General features: G+C 73.7%; 23 protein-coding genes and 1 pseudogene. 8 read left to right on the forward strand and 16 right to left on the reverse strand.

Features of this window, described 5'->3' with window-relative positions:
- Window positions 1-208 precede the first annotated feature (208 nt).
- Together E1166_RS12495 and E1166_RS12500 are read left to right on the forward strand one after the other, a co-directional pair.
- On the forward strand, window positions 209-955 hold the full coding sequence (locus tag E1166_RS12495) for a PIG-L deacetylase family protein (RefSeq protein WP_243710318.1): 747 nt from the start codon (window positions 209-211) through the stop codon (window positions 953-955).
- Between the two features lie 6 nt (window positions 956-961).
- Window positions 962-1,717: a DUF72 domain-containing protein gene (locus E1166_RS12500; RefSeq protein ID WP_132338609.1), complete on the forward strand. Its 756-nt coding sequence runs from the start codon at window positions 962-964 to the stop codon at window positions 1,715-1,717.
- A gap of 12 nt (window positions 1,718-1,729) precedes the next feature.
- Here the strand turns inward: E1166_RS12500 and E1166_RS12505 are convergent, their stop codons facing one another.
- The gene (locus E1166_RS12505) at window positions 1,730-2,158 is read right to left on the reverse strand and encodes a DUF2267 domain-containing protein (RefSeq protein ID WP_132263561.1); all 429 of its coding nucleotides are present in this window, start codon (window positions 2,156-2,158) and stop codon (window positions 1,730-1,732) included.
- 459 nt (window positions 2,159-2,617) lie between these two features.
- Between E1166_RS12505 and E1166_RS12515 the strand changes: the two genes are divergently transcribed.
- Entirely contained in the window at window positions 2,618-4,384 is a 1,767-nt protein-coding gene (locus tag E1166_RS12515) for a DUF1996 domain-containing protein (protein WP_132338613.1), read from the forward strand.
- A gap of 59 nt (window positions 4,385-4,443) precedes the next feature.
- On the opposite strand, the gene E1166_RS12520 is transcribed toward E1166_RS12515, so the two are convergent.
- From E1166_RS12520 to E1166_RS12550, 7 genes and pseudogenes are all read right to left on the reverse strand, one after another.
- On the reverse strand, window positions 4,444-5,313 hold the full coding sequence (locus E1166_RS12520; protein ID WP_132338615.1) for a DUF72 domain-containing protein: 870 nt from the start codon (window positions 5,311-5,313) through the stop codon (window positions 4,444-4,446).
- Window positions 5,314-5,364: 51 nt separating this feature from the next.
- Window positions 5,365-5,763: a TraR/DksA C4-type zinc finger protein gene (locus E1166_RS12525; RefSeq protein ID WP_132338617.1), complete on the reverse strand. Its 399-nt coding sequence runs from the start codon at window positions 5,761-5,763 to the stop codon at window positions 5,365-5,367.
- A 164-nt stretch (window positions 5,764-5,927) separates the two neighbouring features.
- The gene (locus tag E1166_RS12530) at window positions 5,928-6,596 is read right to left on the reverse strand and encodes a uridine kinase (RefSeq protein ID WP_132338619.1); all 669 of its coding nucleotides are present in this window, start codon (window positions 6,594-6,596) and stop codon (window positions 5,928-5,930) included.
- 22 nt (window positions 6,597-6,618) lie between these two features.
- Entirely contained in the window at window positions 6,619-7,230 is a 612-nt protein-coding gene (locus tag E1166_RS12535; protein ID WP_132263573.1) for a winged helix-turn-helix domain-containing protein, read from the reverse strand.
- A 278-nt stretch (window positions 7,231-7,508) separates the two neighbouring features.
- Window positions 7,509-8,000, reverse strand: a pseudogene (locus tag E1166_RS32500) (winged helix-turn-helix domain-containing protein).
- A complete protein-coding gene (locus E1166_RS12545; RefSeq protein ID WP_132338621.1) occupies window positions 7,997-8,446 on the reverse strand; it encodes a cysteine dioxygenase family protein in 450 nt (149 codons plus the stop codon). Before E1166_RS12545 ends, E1166_RS32500 begins: the two are co-directional and overlap by 4 nt.
- A gap of 102 nt (window positions 8,447-8,548) precedes the next feature.
- A complete protein-coding gene (locus E1166_RS12550; RefSeq protein ID WP_132263575.1) occupies window positions 8,549-8,923 on the reverse strand; it encodes a signal peptidase I in 375 nt (124 codons plus the stop codon).
- Window positions 8,924-8,989: 66 nt separating this feature from the next.
- Between E1166_RS12550 and E1166_RS12555 the strand changes: the two genes are divergently transcribed.
- Window positions 8,990-9,382 (forward strand): ankyrin repeat domain-containing protein, encoded by a 393-nt coding sequence (locus E1166_RS12555; RefSeq protein WP_132338623.1) that lies wholly within the window; start codon window positions 8,990-8,992, stop codon window positions 9,380-9,382.
- 7 nt (window positions 9,383-9,389) lie between these two features.
- On the forward strand, window positions 9,390-10,337 hold the full coding sequence (locus E1166_RS12560) for a DUF3500 domain-containing protein (protein ID WP_132338624.1): 948 nt from the start codon (window positions 9,390-9,392) through the stop codon (window positions 10,335-10,337).
- 53 nt (window positions 10,338-10,390) lie between these two features.
- Here the strand turns inward: E1166_RS12560 and E1166_RS12565 are convergent, their stop codons facing one another.
- From E1166_RS12565 to E1166_RS12590, 6 genes are all read right to left on the reverse strand, one after another.
- Window positions 10,391-11,167 (reverse strand): class I SAM-dependent methyltransferase, encoded by a 777-nt coding sequence (locus tag E1166_RS12565; RefSeq protein WP_132338626.1) that lies wholly within the window; start codon window positions 11,165-11,167, stop codon window positions 10,391-10,393.
- 17 nt (window positions 11,168-11,184) lie between these two features.
- A complete protein-coding gene (locus E1166_RS12570; protein ID WP_132338628.1) occupies window positions 11,185-11,691 on the reverse strand; it encodes a DUF2231 domain-containing protein in 507 nt (168 codons plus the stop codon).
- Window positions 11,692-11,827: 136 nt separating this feature from the next.
- The gene (locus tag E1166_RS12575; RefSeq protein ID WP_132338646.1) at window positions 11,828-12,559 is read right to left on the reverse strand and encodes a GAF and ANTAR domain-containing protein; all 732 of its coding nucleotides are present in this window, start codon (window positions 12,557-12,559) and stop codon (window positions 11,828-11,830) included.
- A 198-nt stretch (window positions 12,560-12,757) separates the two neighbouring features.
- On the reverse strand, window positions 12,758-15,049 hold the full coding sequence (gene secA2 / locus E1166_RS12580; protein WP_132338630.1) for an accessory Sec system translocase SecA2: 2,292 nt from the start codon (window positions 15,047-15,049) through the stop codon (window positions 12,758-12,760).
- A gap of 169 nt (window positions 15,050-15,218) precedes the next feature.
- Window positions 15,219-16,307: a zinc-binding dehydrogenase gene (locus E1166_RS12585; RefSeq protein ID WP_132338632.1), complete on the reverse strand. Its 1,089-nt coding sequence runs from the start codon at window positions 16,305-16,307 to the stop codon at window positions 15,219-15,221.
- Window positions 16,300-17,337: a Gfo/Idh/MocA family oxidoreductase gene (locus E1166_RS12590; RefSeq protein ID WP_132338634.1), complete on the reverse strand. Its 1,038-nt coding sequence runs from the start codon at window positions 17,335-17,337 to the stop codon at window positions 16,300-16,302. The genes E1166_RS12585 and E1166_RS12590 overlap by 8 nt, the downstream gene beginning before the upstream one ends.
- 216 nt (window positions 17,338-17,553) lie before the next feature.
- Between E1166_RS12590 and E1166_RS12595 the strand changes: the two genes are divergently transcribed.
- From E1166_RS12595 to E1166_RS12605, 3 genes are all read left to right on the forward strand, one after another.
- Entirely contained in the window at window positions 17,554-18,567 is a 1,014-nt protein-coding gene (locus E1166_RS12595) for a glucosyl-3-phosphoglycerate synthase (RefSeq protein WP_132338636.1), read from the forward strand.
- A 101-nt stretch (window positions 18,568-18,668) separates the two neighbouring features.
- Window positions 18,669-19,826, forward strand: a complete 1,158-nt coding sequence (locus E1166_RS12600) for a glycosyltransferase (protein ID WP_132338638.1) — start codon at window positions 18,669-18,671, stop codon at window positions 19,824-19,826.
- Window positions 19,827-19,936: 110 nt separating this feature from the next.
- The gene (locus E1166_RS12605; protein ID WP_132338640.1) at window positions 19,937-20,665 is read left to right on the forward strand and encodes an ATP-binding protein; all 729 of its coding nucleotides are present in this window, start codon (window positions 19,937-19,939) and stop codon (window positions 20,663-20,665) included.
- Between the two features lie 73 nt (window positions 20,666-20,738).
- On the opposite strand, the gene E1166_RS12610 is transcribed toward E1166_RS12605, so the two are convergent.
- The gene (locus E1166_RS12610) at window positions 20,739-21,881 is read right to left on the reverse strand and encodes a SigB/SigF/SigG family RNA polymerase sigma factor (protein WP_132338642.1); all 1,143 of its coding nucleotides are present in this window, start codon (window positions 21,879-21,881) and stop codon (window positions 20,739-20,741) included.
- 279 nt (window positions 21,882-22,160) lie between these two features.
- Window positions 22,161-23,570 (reverse strand): hypothetical protein, encoded by a 1,410-nt coding sequence (locus E1166_RS12615; protein WP_132338644.1) that lies wholly within the window; start codon window positions 23,568-23,570, stop codon window positions 22,161-22,163.
- Window positions 23,571-23,665 lie beyond the last annotated feature (95 nt).

The raw sequence follows: 23,665 nt of genomic DNA on the forward strand, positions 1-23,665 counted from the left end.
GGGTCTGTCGTCAGCGGGTGGTACCCCACGCCAGATCGTCTCTAACCACACCGTAGACCCCAGGACCCGACCACACGGGCGATTCGCCGGGTCCGCACCTGCGGGGTTGGGACCCGGGCGCCACCCGGCCAGCCCCCGGGTTCGTCCCCGGGCGGCGGGGAGCGGGCGGTGGTGCCAGGATGGACGCCAGGTACGGGACAAGGAGGCCATGGTGGGACAACCGGAGCCGCTGACGCCGGTGACCGAGGACTGGCAGCGGGCCTTGGCCGTGGTGGCCCACCCGGACGACCTGGAGTTCGGCGCCGCCGCCGCGATCGCCCGCTGGACGGGGCAGGGCAAGCAGGTCGTCTACTGCCTGGTGACCAGCGGCGAGGCGGGAATCGACGCGGTGCCGCCGGACCGCGCCCGGGTGCTGCGCGAGGAGGAGCAGCGGGCCTCCGCGCGGGTCGTCGGGGTGACGGCCGTGGAGTTCCTCGGCCTGCCCGACGGTCTGCTGGAGTACGGCGTGCCGCTGCGCCGGGCGATCACCGAGGTGATCCGCCGGCACCGACCCGACATCGTGATCACCAACAACTTCCGGGAGACCTGGGACGGGGCGACGGTGCTCAACCAGGCCGACCACATCGCCACCGGGCGGGCGACCCTGGACGCCGCCCGGGACGCCGGCAACCGCTGGATCTTTGCGGAGCAGCTCACCGACGGACTCGAACCGTGGAACCGGGTACGCGAGGTCTGGGCCGCCGCCTCGCCGCTGTCCCGGCACGGGGTGGACGTGACCGACACCTTCGGCGCGGGGCTGGCGTCGCTGCGGGCGCACGACGCGTACCTGCGCGGGCTTGGCGACGGCAGCTTCGACGCGCAGGAGTTCCTGGAGGGCGTCAGCCGGCCCGCCGGCACCCGCCTCGGTGTCCGGTACGGGGCCGCCTTCGAGGTCTTCCCGTTGGGCCTGCACTAGGCGGACGTGGTGTTCCTGGTCGGCACCTCGGGATGGCAGTACCGCGACTGGCGGGACCGGTTCTATCCGGCGACGCTCCCGCAGCGGCTCTGGTTGGAGCACTTCGCCACCCGGTTCGCCACCGTGGAGGTGAACAACGCCTTCTACCGGCTACCGGAACGGGAGACCTTCGCCGCGTGGCGGGCGCGTACCCCGGCGGACTTCTGCGTGGCGGTGAAGATGAGCCGCTACCTGACCCACGTCCGGCGGCTGCGGGAGCCGGCCGAGCCGGTGGCCCGCTTCCTGGACCGGGCCACCGCGCTGGGTGACCGGCTCGGCCCGGTGCTGGTGCAACTGCCACCGACCCTGCCCGCCGACGCCGACGCGCTGGACGCCACCCTGCGACTGTTCCCGGCCGACGTCCGGGTGGCGGTGGAGCCGCGCCACCGGTCCTGGTGGACCGACGAGGTCCGCCGGGTGCTGGAGGGCCGCCGCGCGGCCCTGGTGTGGGCGGACCGGCTCGGCCGTCCGGTCACCCCGCTGTGGCGCACCACCGACTTCGGCTACCTGCGCCTGCACGAGGGTCGGGCCCGGCCGTGGCCACGCTACGGGCGCACGGCGCTGGCCACCTGGGTACGCCGCCTCGGCGCGGCCTTCGACGACACCGAACCGGCGTACGTCTACTTCAACAACGACCCCGGCGGAGCGGCCGTGGTCGACGCGGTGGCCTTCGCCGCGCTGGCCCGGCGGGCCGGACGGCCGGTCAGCCGGGTGACGGGGTGACCGGCCACCCGGTCAGGGCATCATCTGCTGCAACTCGCCGGGCATCGTCGCCTTGACGTCGGCCCACTCGCCCTGGGTCACGTGCCGGCGCAGGGTGTCGAGCACCACCTGCACCACCCGTTCCGGGCCGCCCTCGACGTCGTACGGGAAGCCCTGACGCACCTCGTAGAGGAAGTCGTCCCGGTTGAGCTTGATGGGGACGTCGTCCGGCTGCCAGCCGTCGAAGTAGATGCCGCGCACCAGCACCGGCAACTGCTGGGCGAACTCCACGCTCTCCTGCACCGGCATCCGGTCGCGCAGCAGGTGCAGCACGGTCCGCAACGCCGCGTACGACTGGTTGCGTTGTTGCTTGGGCCAGCCGTACGCGGCCTCGATGTCCTTGAGAATCAGATTGGTCTTGTCCATCGAGGACTCGAACGCCGAATGCAACTGCTCAGCCATCTCGCCACCCCCACGTCTCGGTTTCCCATCCCCGGTCGTCGTCGCGTCGCGGCGGTCCGGACGGGCCCCGCCGGTGCTGGACCGGGCTGAACCGGTCGGTCCGGGTCGGCCGCCGGGCGCCACCGCCGGTGCCGACGACGTGCAGCACGACGGACCGCCGTGGGTCCGTCACCACCCGCACTGCCATACCGGTCACCTCCGTGCCGTGCTCGGGCCGGTCAGCCGGACGCCGACCGACACCGCCCATGCTGCGCCGCAGGTGGGTGAGCTCACCTCACCCCGCAGAGGTGAGGTCGCCCGATCACGGTGGCCCCGCACCCACCGGCGCCGGACCGGCCGGCAGTTCTTACCGAGCGGTTACCGGACGGCGCGGGGGCGATCGGCGCGGCGGCGGCGCCCGTACCCCCGGCCGCAACCGGCACCGCGGTGCCGAAGCACCGCTCAGACGAAGGGACCGAGATGACCGCCATCCGAAATCAGGGCAGGCAGCGCAGAACCAGGATCATCGCGGCGGTGACCGCGGTCGTCGCGGTGGGGGTGCTCACCGTGACGTTCGTGTCCGGCGGGGGTCGCAACACGGCCTCGGCGGAGGCCGACCTGGCCGACTTCGTCCCGATCCAGCAGGTACAACCGAACGTGATGACGCCGCCACCGGCCGCCGGCGCGTCCACCGGCGTGTTCGCCGTGGACTGCGGCACGAACGGCAACGGCAAGTTCAGCCCGGACAACCCGGTCGCCCAGCCCGGCATCCGCAACGGCGCGGAGCACCTGCACGACTTCGTCGGGAACCTGGCCATCGACGCCAACACACCCAACGAGGCGTTGGCCGTCTCCGGCACCACCTGCCGCAACGGTGACCGCTCGTCGTACTTCTGGCCGGTGGTCCGAATCGACCAGTCGGTACGCGCGGACCGCAAAGCCCAGCTGGCGCAGGCGCTGTCCACGACGCAGCCGAAGGTCTCCTGCCCCCGGGTCGCCGATCGGCTGCCCGCGATTCCCCGCTCGGTCAGCCGCAGCGTGCGGCGGGACCTGACCGCCCTCGACCGGCAGCTCGCCGCGGCGAACGGCGCCATGACCGCCAGCCAAGGACGGATCGACCAGCGGCTCAACCGGTCGGTCATCCAGCGGCTCCGGGCCGAGCGGGCCGCGACGATCGAGCGGATCGCCACCACGATGAGCCGTGCGGGCAGCCGCCCCTCCGGCTGGGTGTCGCTGGTGGACTGCGAGGTCAGCTACGACGGGCTGCACGCCGCGCACACCGTGAGCACCCGGGCGGCCAGCGGTGCCAACCCGACGGTGCGGTGCCCGAGCGTGCGCGACAAGCTGCCCGAGGTGCCGGCGCGGGCGGTCGACGAGGTGAACCGCACTCTCGACCTGATGGACCGGGAGATCGCCGCGGCCAACGAGCGGCTGGCCACCAGCAGGGGTGAGGGCGGCCCGGACTTCGCGCAGAACACCGTGGTGGGGCCGCTGCGCGCCAAGCGGATCGCCGCCCTGGACCGGATCGCCATCGCGATCGGCCGCAGCGCTCAGCGGCCGACAGGCCTGGAGGCGCTGGCTCCCTGCGTGCTCGACACCCGGCCGGTGGGCGAGCAGCCCGGCGAGGGCGACAACGGCAACGGCGACAACGGCGCGGGCGCGACACCCTCGGCGCTGCCGGCACCGCAGGGCCCGAACCTGGAGCTGCCGAACAACACGGGCCGCATCGTGCAGCCGTCGAAGGTGCTGATCGAGTACCGGGGCAATGCCACCTCGCCGGTGCGGCCGATGCCGATGTTCCTGCGGGCGCTGACCGGTGACGCGAAGCCGATCAGCCGGGGCCCGGCCAACGCCCGGGCCACCTGGACCTGCTCGGGCTTCGCCGACCGGCTCTCCGACAGGTACCCGATCTGCCCGAAGGGCAGCCAGGTGCAGCGGGTGCACGACTTCCCGGGCTGCTGGGACGGCCAGAACGTCGACAGCGCCAACCACCGCGACCACGTGGCCTTCGCCGACCCGGCCACCGGTGCCTGCCCGGCGGACCTCGTGGCCATCCCCCAGTTGCGGATCACCATCTCGTACGACATCCCGCGCCACATCCAGCTCCGCGGCCAGTACGCTCTCGACTCCTTCCCCGAGGAGGACCACAACCCGTTCTCGGACCACAACGACTTCATCAACGTCAACTCCGTGCAGCAGATGAAGAAGATCGCCAAGTGCATCAACGACGGTCGCCGCTGCCGGTAGCCGTCCGTGTCACGTACCTCGTCGCCCGGCGGGCCGAACGCCCGCCGGGCGAGGGCGGGTCACGCCGCCAGCAGGTCCTGCAACTGCCGCGCGTTGGTCTGGGCGTAGTCGCGATAGCAGTTGTTCAGAAGTACGTGGGTCTGTTCCGCGTTGCGCGCCAACTCGCGCAGCCTCGGCGCCCAGTCGCGCAGCTCCCGCTCCGAGTAGCGGTAGCCAAACTTCTCGTGGATGTCCGTGCTGGTCCACTTGTCGCTGTGGCCGTGGAAGCGCACCACGGCCAGATCGGCGGTGGCGGCCAGCACCGGAGGCACCGAGTTGCGGTATCCCTGCGGCATGTCCACGCAGACGTACGCCAGCCGGTGCTGGCGTAGGAAGGTCAGGGTCTCCTCGGCGTTGTCCCCGTCGAACCAGGAGGAGTGCCGGAACTCGAAGACCGGGCGCACCGGGTCGCAGCGCCGCTGGACCTCCAGCAGATAATCCTTGTTGGACCGCCGGATGGTGAACCAGGGTGGGAACTGGAACAGCAGCGCGCCGAGCTTGCCGGCCTCGACCAGCGGGTCGAGCGCGCCGAGGAACCGGCTCCAGACCTCCTCGTACGCCTGCGCGGTCACGTCGCCCGGGTAGACGGTACGCTTGTCGGTCACCGGGCGCAGGTCCTTGTAGAGCGCGGAGACCCGGGTCGGGTGCCCGGTCAGCATGCTGAACGCCTTGACGTTGAAGGTGAAGTCTTGCGGGGTCCGTTGCACCCAGAGCCGCGCGGTCCGCTCCGCCGGCGGCGAGTAGTAGGTGGCGTCCACCTCGACCAGGGGAAACTGCCGGGCGTAGTACGCCAGGCGTTTCTCCGGGGTGTCCGCGGTCGGCGGGTACCAGCCGGAGTCGAGCAGGGTCCGGTCGGTCCAGGACGCGGTGCCCACAATGATCTCACCCATGGGGAGACCTCACCGCGTCCCTGGTCCGACCGGCCGCCACCACGTCCGTGCTCAGGCGGCCCGCCGCTCCCGGTTCTGCTTGCAGGCCACGCAGGCGGTGGCTGACGGGAAGATCTCCAGGCGCTCCACCGGGATCGGCGCGGAGCACCCCTCGCAGAAGCCGTAGGTGCCCTCGTCGAGCCGGCTCAGCGCGTGCTCGAACTGGGCCCGGCGCTCCAGGATGCTGCGCAGCAGGGACTGCGCGGTGTCCCGTTCGGCGGTCTTGGTGCCGCTGTCGGCCTGGTCGTCGCCGGCGGTGTCGCCGACCTCCACCAGCCGCAGGATCTGGCTCTGCGCGACCGCCTGCTCGTACTCCGCGGACAGCTCGTCGTAGCGGGCCTGCAGGGAGAGCCGGATCTGGTCGATCTCCGCCTGAGATCGGCCCGTACCGACCGTGTCGTGGACGAGCATCACTGCCTGCCTTTCCTGTGACCTGTGGGCTGCCCGGGTGGTTCGTTCCGGATACGGCGGCCACGAGCGAGATCACCCGTGGCTGTTGAGCCGGGCGATTACCCACCTGTCCGGGCGCCCAAACCGACGAGTTTCCGCCGTCGCGGCGTCCGTCGCGGAGAGCCTCAGGTCGGCTCGACCACCGCCGGGTGCCGGGGGTCGTCGGCGCGGACCACGACGTCGGCGAAGGTGGCCGGGGCGACCTCGTGGGCGTACCGGACGAAGGCGGGCAGCGTCCAGCGCAGGTGCGGCTCGGTGCGCCGGGCCAGGGCGGCCGGGGAGAGCGCCAGGTGCACGGTGAGGTCGAACGGCAGGCCGCCGCCGAGCAGCAGCGCCCCGCTGACCAGCAGCACCGCCCCGGGCGGCAGATCCACGTACGGGGCCCGGCTGGCCCGGTCGGCGGCGGCGTCCCAGAGCGACGGCAGGACCCGTCCGGACCCGCCGGGGCCCGCCGGTTCGAGCACCTCGCGGCGCAGTCCCGCCTCGTCGGTCCAGCCCTCGTAGTAGGCGTCCGGGTTGGTGCGCCCCTGCTCGTACCGGATCGACGCGGGACGGAGGAAGTCCTCGGCACGGATCCGCAACACCGGTCGTCCGGCCGCCCGAAGCGGGTCGACGAGGGCGTCGGCGAGCCGGTCCGGGGCGGCTGCCGGCGGCCCGTCGACGGCGACCCGCAGCCGGCCGGGCTCCGGCCCGCCGTCGGTGGCCGGACGGGCCCAGGACGGGCCGACGGCGGTGCGGACGCGTTCGGTCAGCTCGGCGACGAGCCGCTCGGGTGAGATGGGTCGGACGCGCATCCGACCATGGTGCCCCGGCGGTTCAGCCGGTGCGGTCGATGGTGACCCGGGCGTCGTCGGCGAGCCGGTAACCGACCCCGTAGACGGTGGTGACGAGGGGGACGTCCACCCCGACCTTGCCGCGCAGTCGGCGCACGTGCACGTCGACCGTGCGGACCCCGGCGTGCTCGTAGCCCCAGACGGCGTTGAGCAGTTGCAACCGGGTGAAGACCCGGCGCGGGTGGGCCACCAGGTGCAGCAGGAGGTCGAATTCCAGCCGGGTCAGGGGCAGCGGCTCCCCGTCGCGCAGCACGGACCGGGAGGCGGCCAGGATGTGCAGGGCGGGGATGGTGGAGGCGAGCGGGCGGGCCGCGCCGCGGCCGGCCGGGACCGGCTCGGGCCGGCGTTCGGCCGGCACCCCGGTCGTGGTGATCGTGCCCTCCCCTCGCTCCAGCATCTCCCGGGCGGCTTCGAGCAGGCGCCGGGCCGGTGGGGTCAGCGCCTCCTCGTTGACCAGTGGGATGGACAGGGTCACGGTGAGCACGGGAGCGGCGGCGGTGTTGGCCGGGCGGCGCTGGCCACCGGGGGGACGACCGGGAACGGCGGGCTGGGACGTATGCCATCCGGCGCGCGACGAGGCGGGGCTGACCGACATGGTCCTCCTTGGCTGGTCCGGGTAGTCCCACGGCCCGGGACGCCGCTTCATCGATGCTTCCCGGCCCCCGAGCGAGGGTCAAGGGGCAGCTACGTTGCATGAATGTGACAATTGACGAACACATCGCAGCCGAACCCTCGCTCTGCGTACGAGCCAGATGATTACAGCAGAGTCGCCACGGCGGATCGCTACGGGGGTCCCCCATCTGACTCACATCGTCCGGACGGCGCGCGACACACCAGGCGGGAGGTCCCCGGGCGAGCCGAGCGACGGCGAACTCAGCGGAACCGGTCGATTCGGACGAGCGCCTCGTCGGCGAGACGATAGCCGACGCCGTGGACGGTGGTCACCAGCGGCGTGTCGGTGCCGAGCTTGGCGCGCAACCGGCGGACGTGCACGTCCACCGTCCGGGGGCACCGCGTGCTCGTACCCCCAGACGCTGGAGAGCAACTGCCGTCGGGTGAACACCCGGTGCGGGTGCTCGGCGAGGAAGAGCAGCAGGTCGAACTCGATGCGGGTGAGCGGTACCTCCTGACCAACCGACGGACCACGCGGGTGCCGGCCAGCACGTGCAGGGTCGCGGGATGTTCGGGCTCGGGCTCCGACGCCGCCGGGCGGGGCGGGGGCAGGGCGCTCACCGCCCGTGGGCCGGCGGGCTCGGCCAGGCGTACGACGCCCTTGCCGGCCTCCGCCAGTTCGCCGAGCAGATCGACCAGGCGGGCGAGCCGGGGAGTCAGGGTCGCGGCGGTCAGATCGAGGGTGACGGTCAGCGTCGCGGTGCTGCGGGACCAGTCCGGGGTCGTCCGGTCGGGGCGGGCCGGCGGGTGCGGACGCGAGGTGATGGCGACGACGGACGCAGCGCCGGCCGGTAGACGTGGACGCTGACCGCAGGCTGGTCGAGGGTGTTGGTGACCATGTGCACGTGGCGCGGGCCGAACCGGCGCCCGACCCCGGTGGCGAGCCGGTGCGCACCCAACTGCCCGCCGGTCACGGTCAGCTCGGTCAACTCCCCGGCCACCACCAGGAAGGCTCCCTGGCTGCCGCCGTGGTCGTGCAGGCCGGTGCCCTGGCCCGGCAGCCAGCTCAGCGCCCACACCTGGTGCGTGCCGGTGGCCGCCAACCGGGCGTACCAGCGTGCGGTGGGGTCGAAGCGCAGCGGCACCGGCCAGGCGGCCGGGTGGGCGTACCGGGCGGCGACGGTGAGCAGGTCGGTCATGGCGGCCTCCGGCGGGTGTGCGTCCGAAGGCAGGATAGTCGGTAAAGCCTATTGGTTTAGTAGGTAATACATGGTGGGACGCCAACACACGCCGCGCGGGCCTCAGCGCAGGACCGGCGGCTGCACCCGGTAGCCCGGCACCGAGGGCCAGCGCACGGTCAGCAGCACCGACTCGCGCTCGGCGTACCAGGTGTGGTCGACCCCGCGGCCCCAGAGCACATAGTCGCCCGGCTCGGCGAGCACCACCGTGCGGTCCCGGAACTCCACCCGGAACCGGCCCCGCACCAGCACCAGCAGCGCCGTACGCCGCTCACCCGTGGCCCACTGCGACCGGGCCTGGCCGGGCGGATGCACACCCCACTTCACCTCGACCTCGGTACTGTGCCGGGGATCGTCGGCGGGCCGGAAGTGGCCCAGCAACCAGCCGCCTTCGGCGGCCCCGTCGACAGCCGCGTTGCCCACGTACACGTCGTCCATGACCCTCCCGTCGTGGGCAGGGAAGCTACCAGCCTCCGCCGCCTCGCCGAGCACTAACCTGGACGGGTGACCGACGACCTGGACGCCGACACGCTGGCCTTCGCCCACCGGATGTTCGACCTCGCCCGGGGCGGCGCGACCGAGGAGCTGAGCGGGTACGTCGACGCCGGGCTGCCGGTGAACATGACCAACCACAAGGGTGACACCTTGCTGATCCTGGCCGCGTACCACGCGCACCCGGATACGGTGGCCGCGTTGCTGGCCCGCGGTGCCGACCATGCCCGGGTCAACGACCGTGGGCAGACCGCCCTCGCGGCGGCGGTGTTCCGGCGCGCGGGCGACGCGGTCCAGGCCCTGCTCGACGCCGGCGCCGACCCGGACCACGGCAACCCGTCGGCGGTGGAGACCGCCCGCTTCTTCGACCTGCCGGACATGCTCACCCTGCTCACCCCCCGCTGAGGCCACCATGGACGATGCCGTACCCGAGCGGATGCGCACCGCGGCCACCGCCCTCCTGGACGTCCTCGACGAGCCGGCCCGGGCCGCCGCCGGCCACTCCTTCGAGGACCGACGGCGGCGGTGGCTGGAGTACCGGCCACGCCCGCGCCCCGGAGTGTGCCTGGCCGACCTGGACCGCGCCGGTCGCAAGGCCGCCCACCGGCTGCTCGCCACCGCGCTCAGCCCCGGCGCGTACGCCCAGGCGATGGCGGTCGTCACGCTGGAGGAGGTGCTGGACCGGGCGGAGGGCTGGCGGCGCGGCCGGCACAGCGGCGACTACTGGGTGGCCGTGTACGGTGACCCGGGCCGCGACGACCGGTGGGCCTGGCGGTTCGAGGGGCATCACCTGTCGGTGAGCATGACCGTGGTGGACGACGAGGTCTCCCCCGCCCCGGTCTTCCTCGGCGCCAATCCGGCCGCCGTCACGCACGCCGGACGCCCCGTCCTGCGCCCGCTGGGTGCCGAGGAGGACCTGGCCCGGGAACTGCTGACGGCGATCGGCCCGGCCGGGCGGGACGCCGCGATCATCGCCGACGACGCCCCGGCGGACATCATCAGCGCCACCCGGGCGTCGGTGGACGCCCCGCTGCTCCCGCTGGGCGTGCCGCGGGGCCGGCTCGGGGTCGCCGGTCGGAGCATGCTGGACCAACTCGTCGCGCTCTACCTGGACCGGCTCCCCGCCGAACTCGCGGCCCGGGAGGCCGACCGGCTCGCCGTCGGCGACACCCACTTCGCCTGGGCCGGGTCGATCCGCCCCGGTGGCCGCCACTACTACCGGGTGCAGGGCGACGACCTGCTGATCGAGTACGACAACACCGCCGACGACGGCAACCACGCGCACACCGTGCTACGCCGCCCGGCCAGCGACTTCGGCGCCGACATCCTCGCCGACCACCACACCCACCCCCACCCGTGATGACCATGAGGTTGACTCCGGCCGCCTCGGCGGGTGCCCCGCCAACCTCATGATCAGCCAAAGGTGTGGCCGGGCGCGGGTCTGTGTGCCTCGATGAGGAAGCGGCGGGCATGGGCGACGAAGGGACCCTCGGCGCGGATGCGCTCGTGCAGGGCGGCCAGTTGCGGCCGGTACGCCTCGACGGTGAAACCCGGCACGGTCCAGACCACCTTGCGCAGGAACCACACCAGGGCGCCGATGTCGTGAAAGGTCGCCCGCAGGGTGGCTTCCTCCAGGCGTACCACGGTCAGGCCGGCGGCCCGGGCGGCGGCCACGGCCTGCCGCGGATGCCGGGTCGCCGCCGGCGGCAGCGGGCCGAGAATGGCCTCACTCAGTTCCCGCATACTGCCGGCGCCGATCTGCTGGGACAGGTACACCCCGCCGGGTCGCAGCACCCGGGCGATCTCCGGCCAGCAGGTGTCGATCGGGTGACGGCTGGTGACCAGGTCGAACGACCCTTCCTGAAACGGCAGCACCGGCCCGGCACCGACCCACACCACGCACGCGCCAAGCCGGCGCAGCGTACGCCGGGCGACCGCCACGTTCGGCGGCCACGCCTCGGTGGCGACCAGCAGCGGTGGCGGGGTCGGGATCTCGGCGAGCACCTCTCCGCCGCCGGTGTCGACGTCCAGCGCGGTGTGCGCCTGCGCCATTCGGGCCGCGATCAGCCGGGCGTACCCCCAGGGTGGTCGCTCCTCACTGGCCCGTCCGGCCAGCCAGGAAAAACCCCAACCGGTGACGTCCGCCCGGGCCGCCTCGGCAACCAGTTCCTCGAACTCCCGCTGCCTCACTCGCCCCAGCCTCACGCTCAGGCCCGGGGACGGATGATCTCGACGGTACGGCCGGGGAACGGCGTGCCGTCGGGCGTCTCGAAGCCGCTCGGCTCACGGCGGCCCGCGTCGAACTCGCGCAGCAGCCGGGCACCGAGCCAGACTCCCACGGCGCCCAGCGCCAGCGCGACCAGCTCGACGGCGAGCAGTACGCCGGTGGCGCCCCGCTGCGGCGCCTCGGCCCGGATCAGGCAACCGAGCAGGAACAGCGCGGCCACCCCGGCGTTGACCAGGTTGGCGGTGACCATGGTGCGGCGGGTCCGGCCGGCCCGCACGTCCCACAGGTCGATCATGCCGGCGACCGCGGTGAGCGCGGCGGCGACCAGGCCGGCGACCGCCGTCCAATAGCCGACCAGACCGAGGAACGCCAGCCCGCTCAGCACGTCGGCCAGGTCGAGGACGGTGGCGCTGACGAAGAGCCCGAACGGGAACGTCACCAGCATCGGTTGGATGGGATGCCCCCGCACCCGCAGACGGCTCTGCATCGCGTCCTCCCCAGGATCGTCAGGTGCTCACGAATCCAGGGTGCTACCCGGCCACCACGGGGGCGAAACGACACGCGCGGGTGGCGGCGGTCCGAAACCCGACCGGCAGGCGGGGCAGGGCCGGCAGGTCGACGGCTCAGCCCTCGCGGGGACGCGAGACCGTGGCGACGAGGCGCTCGGCGACCTCCCGCAGCGGAATGTCCAACGAGGACGCGGCGCTGCGCAGCACCTCCAGCGCCTCCGGCGCCGGGCAACCCCGCTGGGTCATGATCACCCCGACCGCCTGGCCCACCACACCCTCGCCGAGCAGTGACGCGTCGATCTCACCGGCGCGCTCGGCCTGCCGGGCCCGGTCCCGCACCGCAGCCAGCAGCAGCCCCGCGTGCTCGGCGAGGAGCATCGCGGTGAGCTGGTGGCGGGTGGAGAAGGTGCCCGCGGTGCCGGCGTACAGGTTGATCGCCCCGATCGCCCGGTCGTCGACGTCGACCGGCGCGGAGATCACCCCCCGTACGCCGAGCCCGCGCGCCCGGGCTGTCCAACCCGGCCAACGCTGCTCGTCGTCGAGATCCGGCGCGATGGTCATCTCCCGACGCTGGATGGCGGTCATCGCCGGTGACTCGGGGCCGTGCCGCAGCTCGTCCAGCTCGGCCAGGCGGGGGTCGGAGGCGGCCACCCCGGCGGGCTCGCCGGCCCGCAGCGCGGTGAACCCGCACCAGGACACCTCCGGCCCGGCGTCACGGGCGATCCGGACCAGGTGGCGCAGCGCCTCGTCGAAGTCGTCGACCGCGATCAGGCCCGCGGTCAGCTCCCGCAGCAGAGCGGCGACCTCCAGCACCCCGAGGGTCGGCTCCCGCGTGTCCAGGTTCACCGGGTCACGCTCTGCGCGCACCGACGACTGCCTTCCGCGCACCGCCAGGTGCCGTCCCTGCCTGACACCGCTGCCTGTGTCATCGTTCTCCGATCCCCCGAACCATGGGCCCAGGGCTACTACCCTCGCAAACCAGGACCGAAACCGCGTAAAGGGATCCCCTCCGACGAGCACGTCGGAAGGGATCCCTCGGGACGGTCAGCGCGAACCGGCGAGCCGACGGCCCACCGAGGCGATCAACCGATCCAGCTCCGAGCCGAACGGGTTGTCGTGCACCAGGTACGTCCAGGTGGCGCTGGGCCGGACCAGCTTCGCGGCGTCCGGCTCCCAGTGGTCGGCGAACTCGGTCTCCTCGAAGGTGGCGATGGTGCGCCGCTCGATCTCCGGAATGAGGTTGGTGAACGCCGGCACCGCGGCCCGGTGGAACTCGTCGAGCGGGTCGAGCCGGCCCAGCGCGCGCAGGTGCACGCCCTCCCGGACCTCGGACAGCTCGGCCAGGTGTTCGGCCCAGAGCCGGTCCAGGTGGTAGAGGGCGATCGAGCGGGCTACCCGGGCCAGCAGGTCCTCGTCCATCTCGCCGGCCTTCTCCGGCATCCGGTCCAGCAGCATCAGCGCGGCCACGTCGGTGGTGAGCAGCCGTTCGCGCCGCTCCGCGAGAGCCTTGCGCTGCTGCTCGATCACCACGCTGTAGCGCCAGGTGTTGCGGTGGATCTCGTGGTTGACCCCCTCGGCGACCCGCTGCGCGTGCTCCACCGCGTAGTCGACCTGCTCGTCGGTGACCAGACCGTCGGCGTTCATCCGTGGCGAGGCCGGAATGGTGTCGCCGGCGTGCCGGACCACTAGGTCGTCCTCCAGGCTGACGAAGAAGACCGAGCCGCCCGGGTCGCCCTGTCGACCGGCCCGACCGCGCAGCTGATCGTCGACCCGCCGGCTGTCGTGCCGGCCGCTGCCGATCACGAACAGGCCGCCCAGCTCCGCGACCCGCTCCCGGTCGGCCTGGTCGCTGCCGCCCAGGCGGATGTCGACGCCCCGCCCGGCCATCTGGGTGGAGACGGTGACCGCGCCGTACGCACCCGCCTCCGCGATGATCGCCGCCTCCTCGTCGTCATTCTTGGCGTTGAGCACCACGCACGGCACCCCGACGGCGTTCAGGCCGGCGGCCAGCCCCTCGGACTCCTTGACGTCGAGGGTGCCCACCAGCACCGGGCGACCGCGCTCGTGGTTGCGCTTGATCTCGTCGATCAGCGCCTCCTCCTTCTCCGCCCGGGTGGCGTAGATGCGGTCCGGCTCGTCCTCGCGGATGCACGGGGTGTTGGGCGGGATGACCGCCACCTCCAGCCCGAAGAACTCGCGCAGCTGGTCGCCGACGAGCACCGCGGTCGCGGTCATCCCGCAGACCTTCGGGTAGAGGGCGATGTACGCCTGCACGGCGATGGTGCCCAACACCTCCCCCTCGGCGGTGGCGTCCAGGCCCTCCTTCGCCTCCACCGCCGCCTGCAGGCCGTCGGGCCAGCGGCGGCGCTGGGCGACCCGGCCACGCATCTCGTCGATCAGCTCGACGCTGCCGTCGCGCACGATGTAGTCGACGTCGCGGTGCAGCAGGGCGTGCGCGTGCAGCGCCACGTTCACCGCGGAGAGCTGCCCCACGTGCTCGCTGTCGTACAGGTCGATGCCGCCGAGCTTGGCCTCGACGGTGGCCAGGCCGGCGCTGGTGAAGGCCACGCTGCGGCCGTCCTCGGCGACGGTGTAGTGCCTGCCCTTGCGCAGCCCGCGCACCAGCGCCGCGGCGGCGTGCACCGGGTCCTGCTCACCGGCGACCGCACCGGCCAGGACCATCGGCACCCGCGCCTCGTCGATCAGGATCGAGTCGGCCTCGTCCACGATCGCGGTCTTCAGCGGCGGCTGGACCCGCTCGGCGATGTCGGTGACGAGCTGGTCGCGGAGGAAGTCGAAACCGGCCTCGCTGACCGAGACGTAGGTGACGTCGCAAGCGTACGCGGCGCGCCGCTCCTGCGGAGTGGACGCCTCGTTGACCCAGCCCACGCTGAGGCCGAGCAGCCGGTAGACCGGCGCCATCCACTCGGCGTCGCGGCGGGCCAGGTAGTCGTTGACGGTGAGCACGTGCACCGGGCCGTTGCCGATCCGGACGTGCCCGTACGCGGCGATGGTGGCGGTGAGCGTCTTGCCCTCACCGGTGGCCATCTCGGCGACCTTGCCGGAGAGCAGTGACATCGCGCCGAGCAGCTGCACGTCGTACGGCCGCTGGTCCAGCCCGCGGCGGGCGGCCTCGCGGCCGATGGCGCAGATCTCGACGTAGCCCGAGGCGGCCCCGGCAGCCTCGGTGAGCTCGGCGTCGTCGAGGGCGGACAGCTCCTCCTCGCGCGCGGCGATCTGCGGCAGCAGCTTCTCCAGCGGGGCCAGGTCGACCGTCGTCCCCGGGCGCTGGAGGAACCGCCGGAACCTGCTCTTGAACCGTTGCGACACACCCATGAGCCGCAACGGTACGCGAACCGGCGCCTCGATCGCTGCCCGGCTCGTCGCCGATCGCCTGCGTGTCCCCTCCGCCGGGCGTCGCCGCAGCTCAGCGCCGGTTGCCGGCCGCTGATCGGCAGCGGGCAGGCGGTGCCGCAGACCGGCGAGGATCTATGACGTGCCCGCCTCAGCCGGCGAGGACGACCTGGAGTTCCTGCCGGCGGCGCGCGGCCAGGTCGGTCAGGATCGCCGGGGCCTGCGCGAACGGCGCCACCGTCGAGACCAGGTGCTCGCGGATCAGATCGCCGTCGCGCCGCAGCAGCTCGATCGTCTCGGCCGACAGCCGCTCCCGGTCCCAGGTCGGCGCGAGCCCGCGCGGCACCCGCCCGATCTGCGCGCAGCGCAGCGCGAGGCCGTTGTGGTGGAACTCCTCGCCGAACCGGACCGCGTCCGCGCCGGCCTGGTAGAAGGCCAGGTCGATCACGGTGCCCTGGGGGCGCAGCAGGCGCAGCGCCAGGTGCAACGCCCACGCCTGGCCCCGGCACTGCAACACCACGTCGGCGCCCCGGTCCCCGGCGGCGTGGTTCCAGCGGGTCTTGAGCAGCACGGCCGGGTCGTCGGCCTCCGGGTCGAGGGTCTGCAGGCCGAGCGCCTCGGCGACCCGCCGCCGCTGCGGCGTCGGGTCCAGCACGACCACCGAGGCGGCGCCGTGCCGCCGGGCGAACAGGGCGGTGAGCAGGCCCACCACCCCGCCGCCGACCACCGCCACCCGGCGGCCCCGCACCCCGTCGCCGAGCGAGCGCACGTCGGTGCCGCACAGGTCGGCGGCGGCGTGCAGCAGGCCGTTGGCGCAGATCGGGCCCAGGTGGGCGACGTACACGCCGAGCAGCGGGTCGAGGTCGTCCGGCAGCGGGACGAACCGTTCGGCGACCGGGTCGGCGACCCAGCCGCTGCGGTGGCCGTACGTCATCGCGCCGACCGTGCCCACGGCGACGGCCGGGGTACGGCTCTCCACCACCTGGCCGACCTGCATGTACCCCAGCCGGGTCACCGGGTACGGGGTGCTCGCCCCACCCGGCTGGAACAGGCCCAGCTCCGGGTTCCAGGTGACGTGCAGGTACGGGTTGGTGCCCTTGACGTAGCTCAGTTCGGTACCGACGGAGATTCCGCTGAAAAGCGTCCGCACCCGGAAGCTTCCGTCGGTCAGCTCGGCGGCGGCCTGTTCGACCAGCTCGACGCGGCCGGGGGCGCTGACCACCACGACCGCGTCACGCATCGACGGTCACCCCGCCGGTGACGGCGGCCGGCACCGCCGCGGTCACCGGCCGGGTGGCGGCGGGACCGGTGGGCAGGGCGACGCTGCGGCCGGTGCGTGCGCTCTCGGCGACGGCGAGCGCGAGTCGCTGGGTGCGCAGCGCCTCGGCGTACGGCACCCGGACGTCGTCGCCGACACCGGTGACCGCGTCGATGAAGGCCCGGTCCACGGCGACCCGCGCCCCGTCCGGGTCGGACCCGACCCGGCGCTGCCCGTCGGCGTCCCGGACGAGCAGGCCGTCCTCGGCCAACGACAGCGCCAACCCGTCGGCGAGGATCTCCAGCCCGGCCCGGTGCTTCCAGGTCAGCACGCAGGCCGCGGCGAGGGTGCCGACGGCCCCACTGGCGAAGCGGAGGGTGGCCGCGGTGACCGAGTCGATGTCGGCGCCGTCGACCGGCGGCGGCGCGCCGTCGCCGTACGCGGTCACCTCGACCACCTCGCCGACCAGCGCGCGGACCAGGTCCAGCACGTGCGCGGCCTGCTCGACGACGGGTCCGCCGGAGCGCTCCCGCACCGGCCACCAGGCCACCGGCGGCACCGTGTCCAGCCAGGCGCCGTTGACCATCCGTACCGGACGGTCGGCGAGCAGTTGCCGGGCCTGCTCGACGACGTGCAGGTAGCGCCAGTGGTGCCCGACGGCGGTGAGCAGCCCCTTCTCCTGCACCAGCGCGGCGACCCGCTCGGCGGTGTCGAGGTCGACCGCGACCGGCTTCTCCACGAACATCGGCACCCCGGCGGCGATCACCGCCTCCTCCACCGGTCCGTGAGCGAACGGCGGCACGCAGACGTACACCGCGTCCGGGCCGGCGGCGAGCAGTTCGTCGATGTCGGTGAAGGGACGGCCGCCGTACGTGCCGGTCAACTCCGCCGCGGCGTCCCGGGCCACATCGGTCACCCCCAGCAGTTCCACGTCCTCGAACCCGCTCAGCAGGCGGGCATGGCGTCGCGCCACCCCACCGGCCCCCACCAGGGCCACCCGGCAGCTACGCATCACACCGACCTCTCGACGCCGATTGACGACCAACGCAACAGCTCTCCCCGGACCGCTCGAACACGAAACCTGGCGCGGCACGCAACGAAGCGTTCACCTGGCGGGAACCCGAGGGCGTAGGTTTCGTGATCAAGCTGTTAGGCATGATCCGGTTAACGGGCGGTCGCAGTTGGGAAAACCGGGTGTGGGTTTCCGCCACGATCTGGGGGTGTGCCAGTGCGGGAAACAGAACCGGTCGTCTCACCCGTGGTAGAGGCGTGGGCCACATATCGGACGACGTCGGCGCGGGACTGGCCGGCGCGTCGGCTCGTCGAAGCCAAGGGTGACAGCCGGGTCAGCGTGGTGCTGCCCGCCCGCAACGAGGAGGCCACCGTCGGGGCGATCGTGGCGACCATCCGGGAACACCTGATGGACCGGGTCGCCCTGGTCGACGAGCTCATCGTGGTCGACTCCCGGTCGACCGACCGCACCGCACAGGTGGCCCGGGCCGCCGGCGCACGGGTGGTCGGCCAGGACGACATGACCCGGGGGCTGCCCCGGCTGGCCGGCAAGGGCGACGCGCTCTGGGCCGGCCTGGCCGCGGCCGAGGGCGACATCGTCGCGTTCGTCGACGCGGACCTGCGCGAGTTCCGCTCCCACTTCGTGGCCGGCCTGCTGGGGCCGCTGCTGGCCGACCCCTCGGTGGAGTTCGTGAAGGGGTTCTACCATCGGCCGCTGGTCGGCACCCACACCGTGGAGCCCGACGGCGGTGGTCGGGTCACCGAGCTGATGGCCCGACCGCTGCTCAACCTCTTCTGGCCGGAGCTGGCCGGGTTCGTGCAGCCGTTGGCCGGCGAGTACGCCGGTCGGCGGGAGGTGCTGGAACAGGTGCCGTTCGTCTCGGGGTACGGCGTCGAGACGGCCCTGCTCATCGATCTGCTGGAGCTGGTGGGACTGGACGCCCTGGCTCAGGTGGACCTCGGTGAACGCAAGCACCGCCACCAGGACACCGCCGCCCTGGGGCGGATGTCCGCCCAGATCATGCAGGCCGCGTGGTCGCGGTTGCAGCGGCGCGGCTGGGCCAGCCCGGGCATGGTGCCCGGGACGCTGCTCACCCAGTTCCGCCGGGGTGGCTCCGACGCGCTGCCCCACCTGGACCGGGAGATCACGGTCAGCGACGTCTCGGTGCAGGAACGCCCGCCGCTGGCGCAGCTGCGGAACCGGGTGCCCCGCCGGCGGGTGGCGGTCTGACCGTCCGGTCGCGGTGAGCTGAGCGCGACGGCCGGGCCGCGGGGGCCGGTCGGCGATTGCGGGACTCCGACCGGATCCCGCCGGGGAAGGGAAACAGCGTCATGCGCCTGACGGTCCTGATGAACGCCGGTCCCTGGCTGTCCGTGCCACCGCCCGGCTACGGCGGCATCGAGAACGTCGTCGCCACCCTGGTGCCGGAGTTGCGGCGGCTGGGGGTACGGGTGGTGCTCGCCTCGGTCGGCACCAGCACGCTGCCGGTGGACGAGAGGTTCTCCGTCTTCGGTGACGGGCAGTTCGCCGCCCTCCAGCGGCCGTACAACCAGGTCTGCGGCATCTCCCAGGCACACCTCGACGGCGTGGTCCGGCAGTTGCACGCCCGCGACGACATCGACCTGGTGCACGATCACGTCGAGGCCGTCGGCCTGGCCACCCTCGCGGCGATGGGGCCGGCCGGCCCGCCGGCGCTGCACACCCTGCACTGGGACCTGACCAAGCATCCTGAGCTCTACGGCAACCTGGACGCCGGCGGGCGGGTCCGGGTCAACGGCGTCTCCGCCTCGCAGCTGGCCCGCGCCCCGGGGGCCTTGCGGGAGCACTCGGTGGGCCACGTGCACCTGTCCACCCCGCTGGCCGTCGACGCGGACCGCGCACCCCGGCGGGAGAAGGGCGACTACGCGGTCGTGCTGGGCCGGATCACCCCGGGCAAGGGGCAGGACCTGGGTGCCCGGTTGGCCCGGCGGGTCGGTGTCCCGCTGGTGCTCGCCGGTCCCGTCGGGCCGTACCACCGACCGGCGGACCTGGCCGCCGCGGGCGACGACGCCCGGCAGAACCCGGACGTCCGGTTCTTCGCCGACGAGGTCGCCCCGCACGTCGACGGCGAACTCGTCCGCTGGGTCGGCACGGTGGCCGGGCGGGCACGCGACGACCTGCTGGCCGGGGCGCGGGCCGCGTTCTTCCCGCTGCGGTGGGAGGAACCCGGCGGCACCGCGGTGGTGGAGGCACTGGCCCTGGGTACGCCGGTGGTGGCGACCGCCCGTGGCTGCCTGCCCGAGTTGGTCGAGCACGGCCGTACCGGCCTGCTCACCGCCGACGAGGAGGAGCTGGGTGAGCTGCTGCTGGCGGCGAGCCTGCTCGACCCCGCCGAGTGCCGCCGGGAGGCCGCGACGCGGTTCACTCCGGCCGTGATGGCGCAGAAGTACCTCGGCCTGTACGAGAAGGTCCGGCAGGGCGCGCCGGCGCGCCGGTTGCGGGCCGCCTGAGCCGGGCCCGACCAGCGCCGGGGCTGGTCAGCGGCGGCGCGTCCGGTTTCACCCCCCTCGGCCCCGGGTACCTGCCTGGTCTGCCAGCACCCGAGCGGAATGAGGGGCAGATGCCGAGCCGGATCAGCTGTGCGGTCGACGACCGGTCCCCGGTGACCGTCGTGCGGCTCACCGGCACGCTCGACGTGGACACCATGCGTGCCGTGCACACCGTGCTGGACGGCTGCCTGATCCGCCAGCCGGACGCGCTCGTGGTCGACCTGGACGGCGTCACCGTCGCCGACCGGCTGGCGCTGTCGGTCTTCGCCGCCACCTGCCGCCGCGCCGCCGGGTGGCCGGCCGTACCGGTGGTGCTGTGCGCTCCCCCGCCCGACGCGGCGGCCTGGCTCGCCGAGTCCACCACCTGTCGGGTGGTGCCGGTGCGGCCGAGCCGCGCCGAGGCGGCCGAGTTGGCCGGTGCCGCCGCGTCGCCACGGTTGCGGGCCCGGCTGGAGCCGGTGGCGACCGCCTGCCGCCGTGCCCGGGAACTGGTGGCGGACGCCTGCGCCCGGTGGAACGTGCCGGAGCTGGTCGGGCCGGCCTCGCTGGTGCTCAGCGAGCTGGTGGGCAACGTGGTCCGGCACGCGCAGACCCCGATGCAGGTGACCCTGACGTTGCGCAGCCCGTACCTGCAGGTGGCGGTGCTCGACGGCAGCCGTACGGCGGTCCGCGCGGGCTGCCCCGATCCGCGCGCCGAGGGAGGCCGCGGCCTGCTTCTGGTCCGGGAGATGGCACAGCGGTGGGGCATCACGCCGTTGGGCGACGGCAAGGTGGTGTGGGCTCTGGTGCCCGCGAGCTGACCGGCGGGGGCACCCTCCGCCGGTCAGACCGGGTCCCGGCGCGGGCGGGCCGCGCCGGGACCGGCGGCGCGACTCAGGCGTCGGCGGTGGCGGGCAGGCCCGCGGCGGTGAGTGACCGGCGCACCGCCGGCTGCACCCGGGTCAACCGCAGCGGGACACCGGTACGGGCGGCGGCGTCCCGCCCGGCCATCAGCGCGGCGATCCCACCGGCGTCGACGCCACCGGCACCGTCGAGGTCGACCACCACCTCCCGGGGCTGACCGGTGACCGCCTCGAGCATCACCCGGCGCAGCTGGTCGGCACCGTCGCGGTCGATCTCCCCGCCGACCTCCACCACGACCCGGTCACCGGTGCGTTTCACGGCGATCCGGTTGCGGCCCGTCTCCGTCTCGGCTGTGCCGTTCTGCCAGGGCGGCGGGGCGTCGGCCAGCATCGCCTGACGCAGCCAGGCCAGTGCCCGCGACAGCAGCCGGGAGACGTGCATCTGCGAGATGCCGAACCGGGCGGCGATCTCCGCCTGCGTCTGGTTGCCGTAGAAGCGCATGGCCAGGATGCGCCGCTCCCGCCAGGGCAGCCGGTGCAGCAGTCCGCTGACCGTGACCCGGTCGTCGACCGATTCGAGCGCGTTGTCCGACTCGCCGACCAGGTCGCCGAACTCGGCGGAACTCTCGCCCCCGACCGGGGCGTTCAGCGAGGCCGGGCTGTAACCGGCGGCCGACTCCAGCGCGGCGAGGATCTCCTCCTCCGGGGTGTCCAGCCGTTGGGCCAGTTCGGCCACGCTCGGCGCCCGGGACAGCTCGCTGGTCAGCGCGGCGGTGGCCTGACCGACCTCCAGGATCAGGTCACGCAGCCGGCGGGGCACGTGCACGCCCCAGGTGCGGTCCCGGAAGTGTCGCTTGATCTCACCGACGATGGTGATCGCCGCGTACGCGGTGAAGGAGCCCCGCTCCGGGTCGTACCGGTCGACGGCGTTGACCAGGCCGAGTCGGGCCACCTGTTCCAGGTCCTCCAGCGGTTCGCCCCGCCCCCGGTACCGGCGGGCCAGCCGGCCGGCGAAGGGCAGGGCGAACCGGACCAGGTCGTCCCGCGCCTCCTGCCGCCGCTCGGGGGGCAGGCCCTCGATCCGCGCCGCGTACGCCAGCGCCGCCGCGTCCAGATCCTCCAGGCCGCGCTCGGTCGTTGGTGGTGGTGTGGTTGTGGTCGTCTGCCCGAACATCCGCGCCTCCCTCAGGAAGGTCCCCGCCCGGAATCGGAGCCGGTCGTGCGCGTGGTGGAGCCACGCACCGGGCCGGAAGTTGGTCAACGTGACGCGCCGGTGTCACCGGACGCGCGGGAGCGACGGCAGCACGCCGCACGGCATGGGTGGCCGTCGCAGCCAGCGGTGTTCCCGCTCCGTAGGTACTCAATCACGAGGCGCGAGGTTCGCGAGGATGTTTCGGCAGCTCCGTCCGCCCGGGTCGGTGCGGTGACCGCCCGGTTCCGGTGTGCTCGCCGATCAGGTCACGGCGAGACCGAGCGGGGCACCCCCGGACCGCAGTGCGGCCAGCGCTTCGGCGGCGGCCAGCGGCGGCGGCACCGGCAGGTCGTACGGTTGGTTACGAAGCACCTCGGTGGCCCGTCTGGTCGGCACCGTCGCCACCGGGTAGCCGCGGGCGGCGATCCGGTCCAGGGCTCGACGGCGGCGGCCGAACGCGGCGACCGCCAGCCACTGGGGCAGCCCGGCCAGCGCCGGCGAGCGCATGCCGGGCGACTCCGGCAGCACGTCCACCGAGCTGAACGGTGCGCTGCCGGCGAGCCACCACTCCGCCTGTTCGACACTGCGCCGGGTGGCGTTCTCGCACCAGTAGGGCACCAGTCCCGCCCGTACCACCTGCCACGGGTCGAGCAGCCGACCGCACTCCACCACCAATCGGTCACCGGTCTTGCCGGCGCGGCGCAGCCAGTGCCGGTAGAGGTCCGCCACGGCGGCGCTGAGCGCGCCCGGGTGCGGATAGCACACCTCGTGCAGGCGGCGGCCGTGCCGTCCGGCCCATCCTCGGGCGGAGTCGGTGAAGGTCGCCTCCACGCCGTGCTCGGCCTGCTCACCGGCGGCGGTGACGCCGGGGGGCGCCCACCGGGTGCCGTCCGCACCGGCGGAGCGCAGCACCTGGCGCAGGGCGTGCGCGTCCGGGTGGAAGTCCACCGGGTCCAGGCCGCTGCACGGGCTGCCGAGCTGGAAGCTGTGGCCGCGTCCCTCGTCGAGCACCGGCCAGGTACGCCCGTCGCGCACCAGCAGCAGCGGCCCGCCGGGCGCCACCCGGTCGGCCAGGAAACGCGCGTACGCCTTCGGCAGCACCCGCCACCGCGCGATCAGCGACACCGTTGCCCCGGCCAACGCGCCCCGGCTGGCCGGGCAGTGCACCTGCCGTACGTGCAGGTCGGGGTTGCCGGCCAGGATCCGGGCGCCGAGCGCCGCGCCGTGGTCCAGGGCGGCGCAGGGGTGGCCGACCGCGCCCTGGGTCCAGTGCGCGGTCATCTCGAAGCCGGCCGGCAGCCACGGCACGCCGAGCGCGACCGCCAGGTGCACCGCCGCGGCGTGCGGTGAGCCCAGAACCACCCCCGGGTAGCGGCGGCGGGGGTACTGGTCGACCAGCCACCGGGCGACCCGTTCGGCGTCCACCTCGGCGGTCTGCTCAGCGGTGAGCGCGATCCGCGCGGCGGCGCGGGCGGCCGCCGCCCGGCGCACCGGCTCCGCAGCGGTGACGAGCCGGGACAGTGGGCTGGACTGGCCGAGGTCGCCGCAGTCGTCGCCGCGCAACGCCCGGGCGGCCGCCGCCACGAGCAGCCGGGCGACGCTGCCCGCCGCCACGACCCGGCCCCCGGTCAGGCCGGCGCCCTCCGCCGCCCTCCGGTGCGCCCTGGGCATGGAACCCGCACTGCTTCGCTCGTCCAACACGCGGGCCGGCTTCCCGTCCCGATGGGGTCTAAACCGGGCATTGAGGGCAATCCGCAGCCCCACCC

The sequence above is a fragment of the Micromonospora sp. KC213 genome, assembly GCF_004348325.1.
Classification (GTDB): domain Bacteria; phylum Actinomycetota; class Actinomycetes; order Mycobacteriales; family Micromonosporaceae; genus Micromonospora.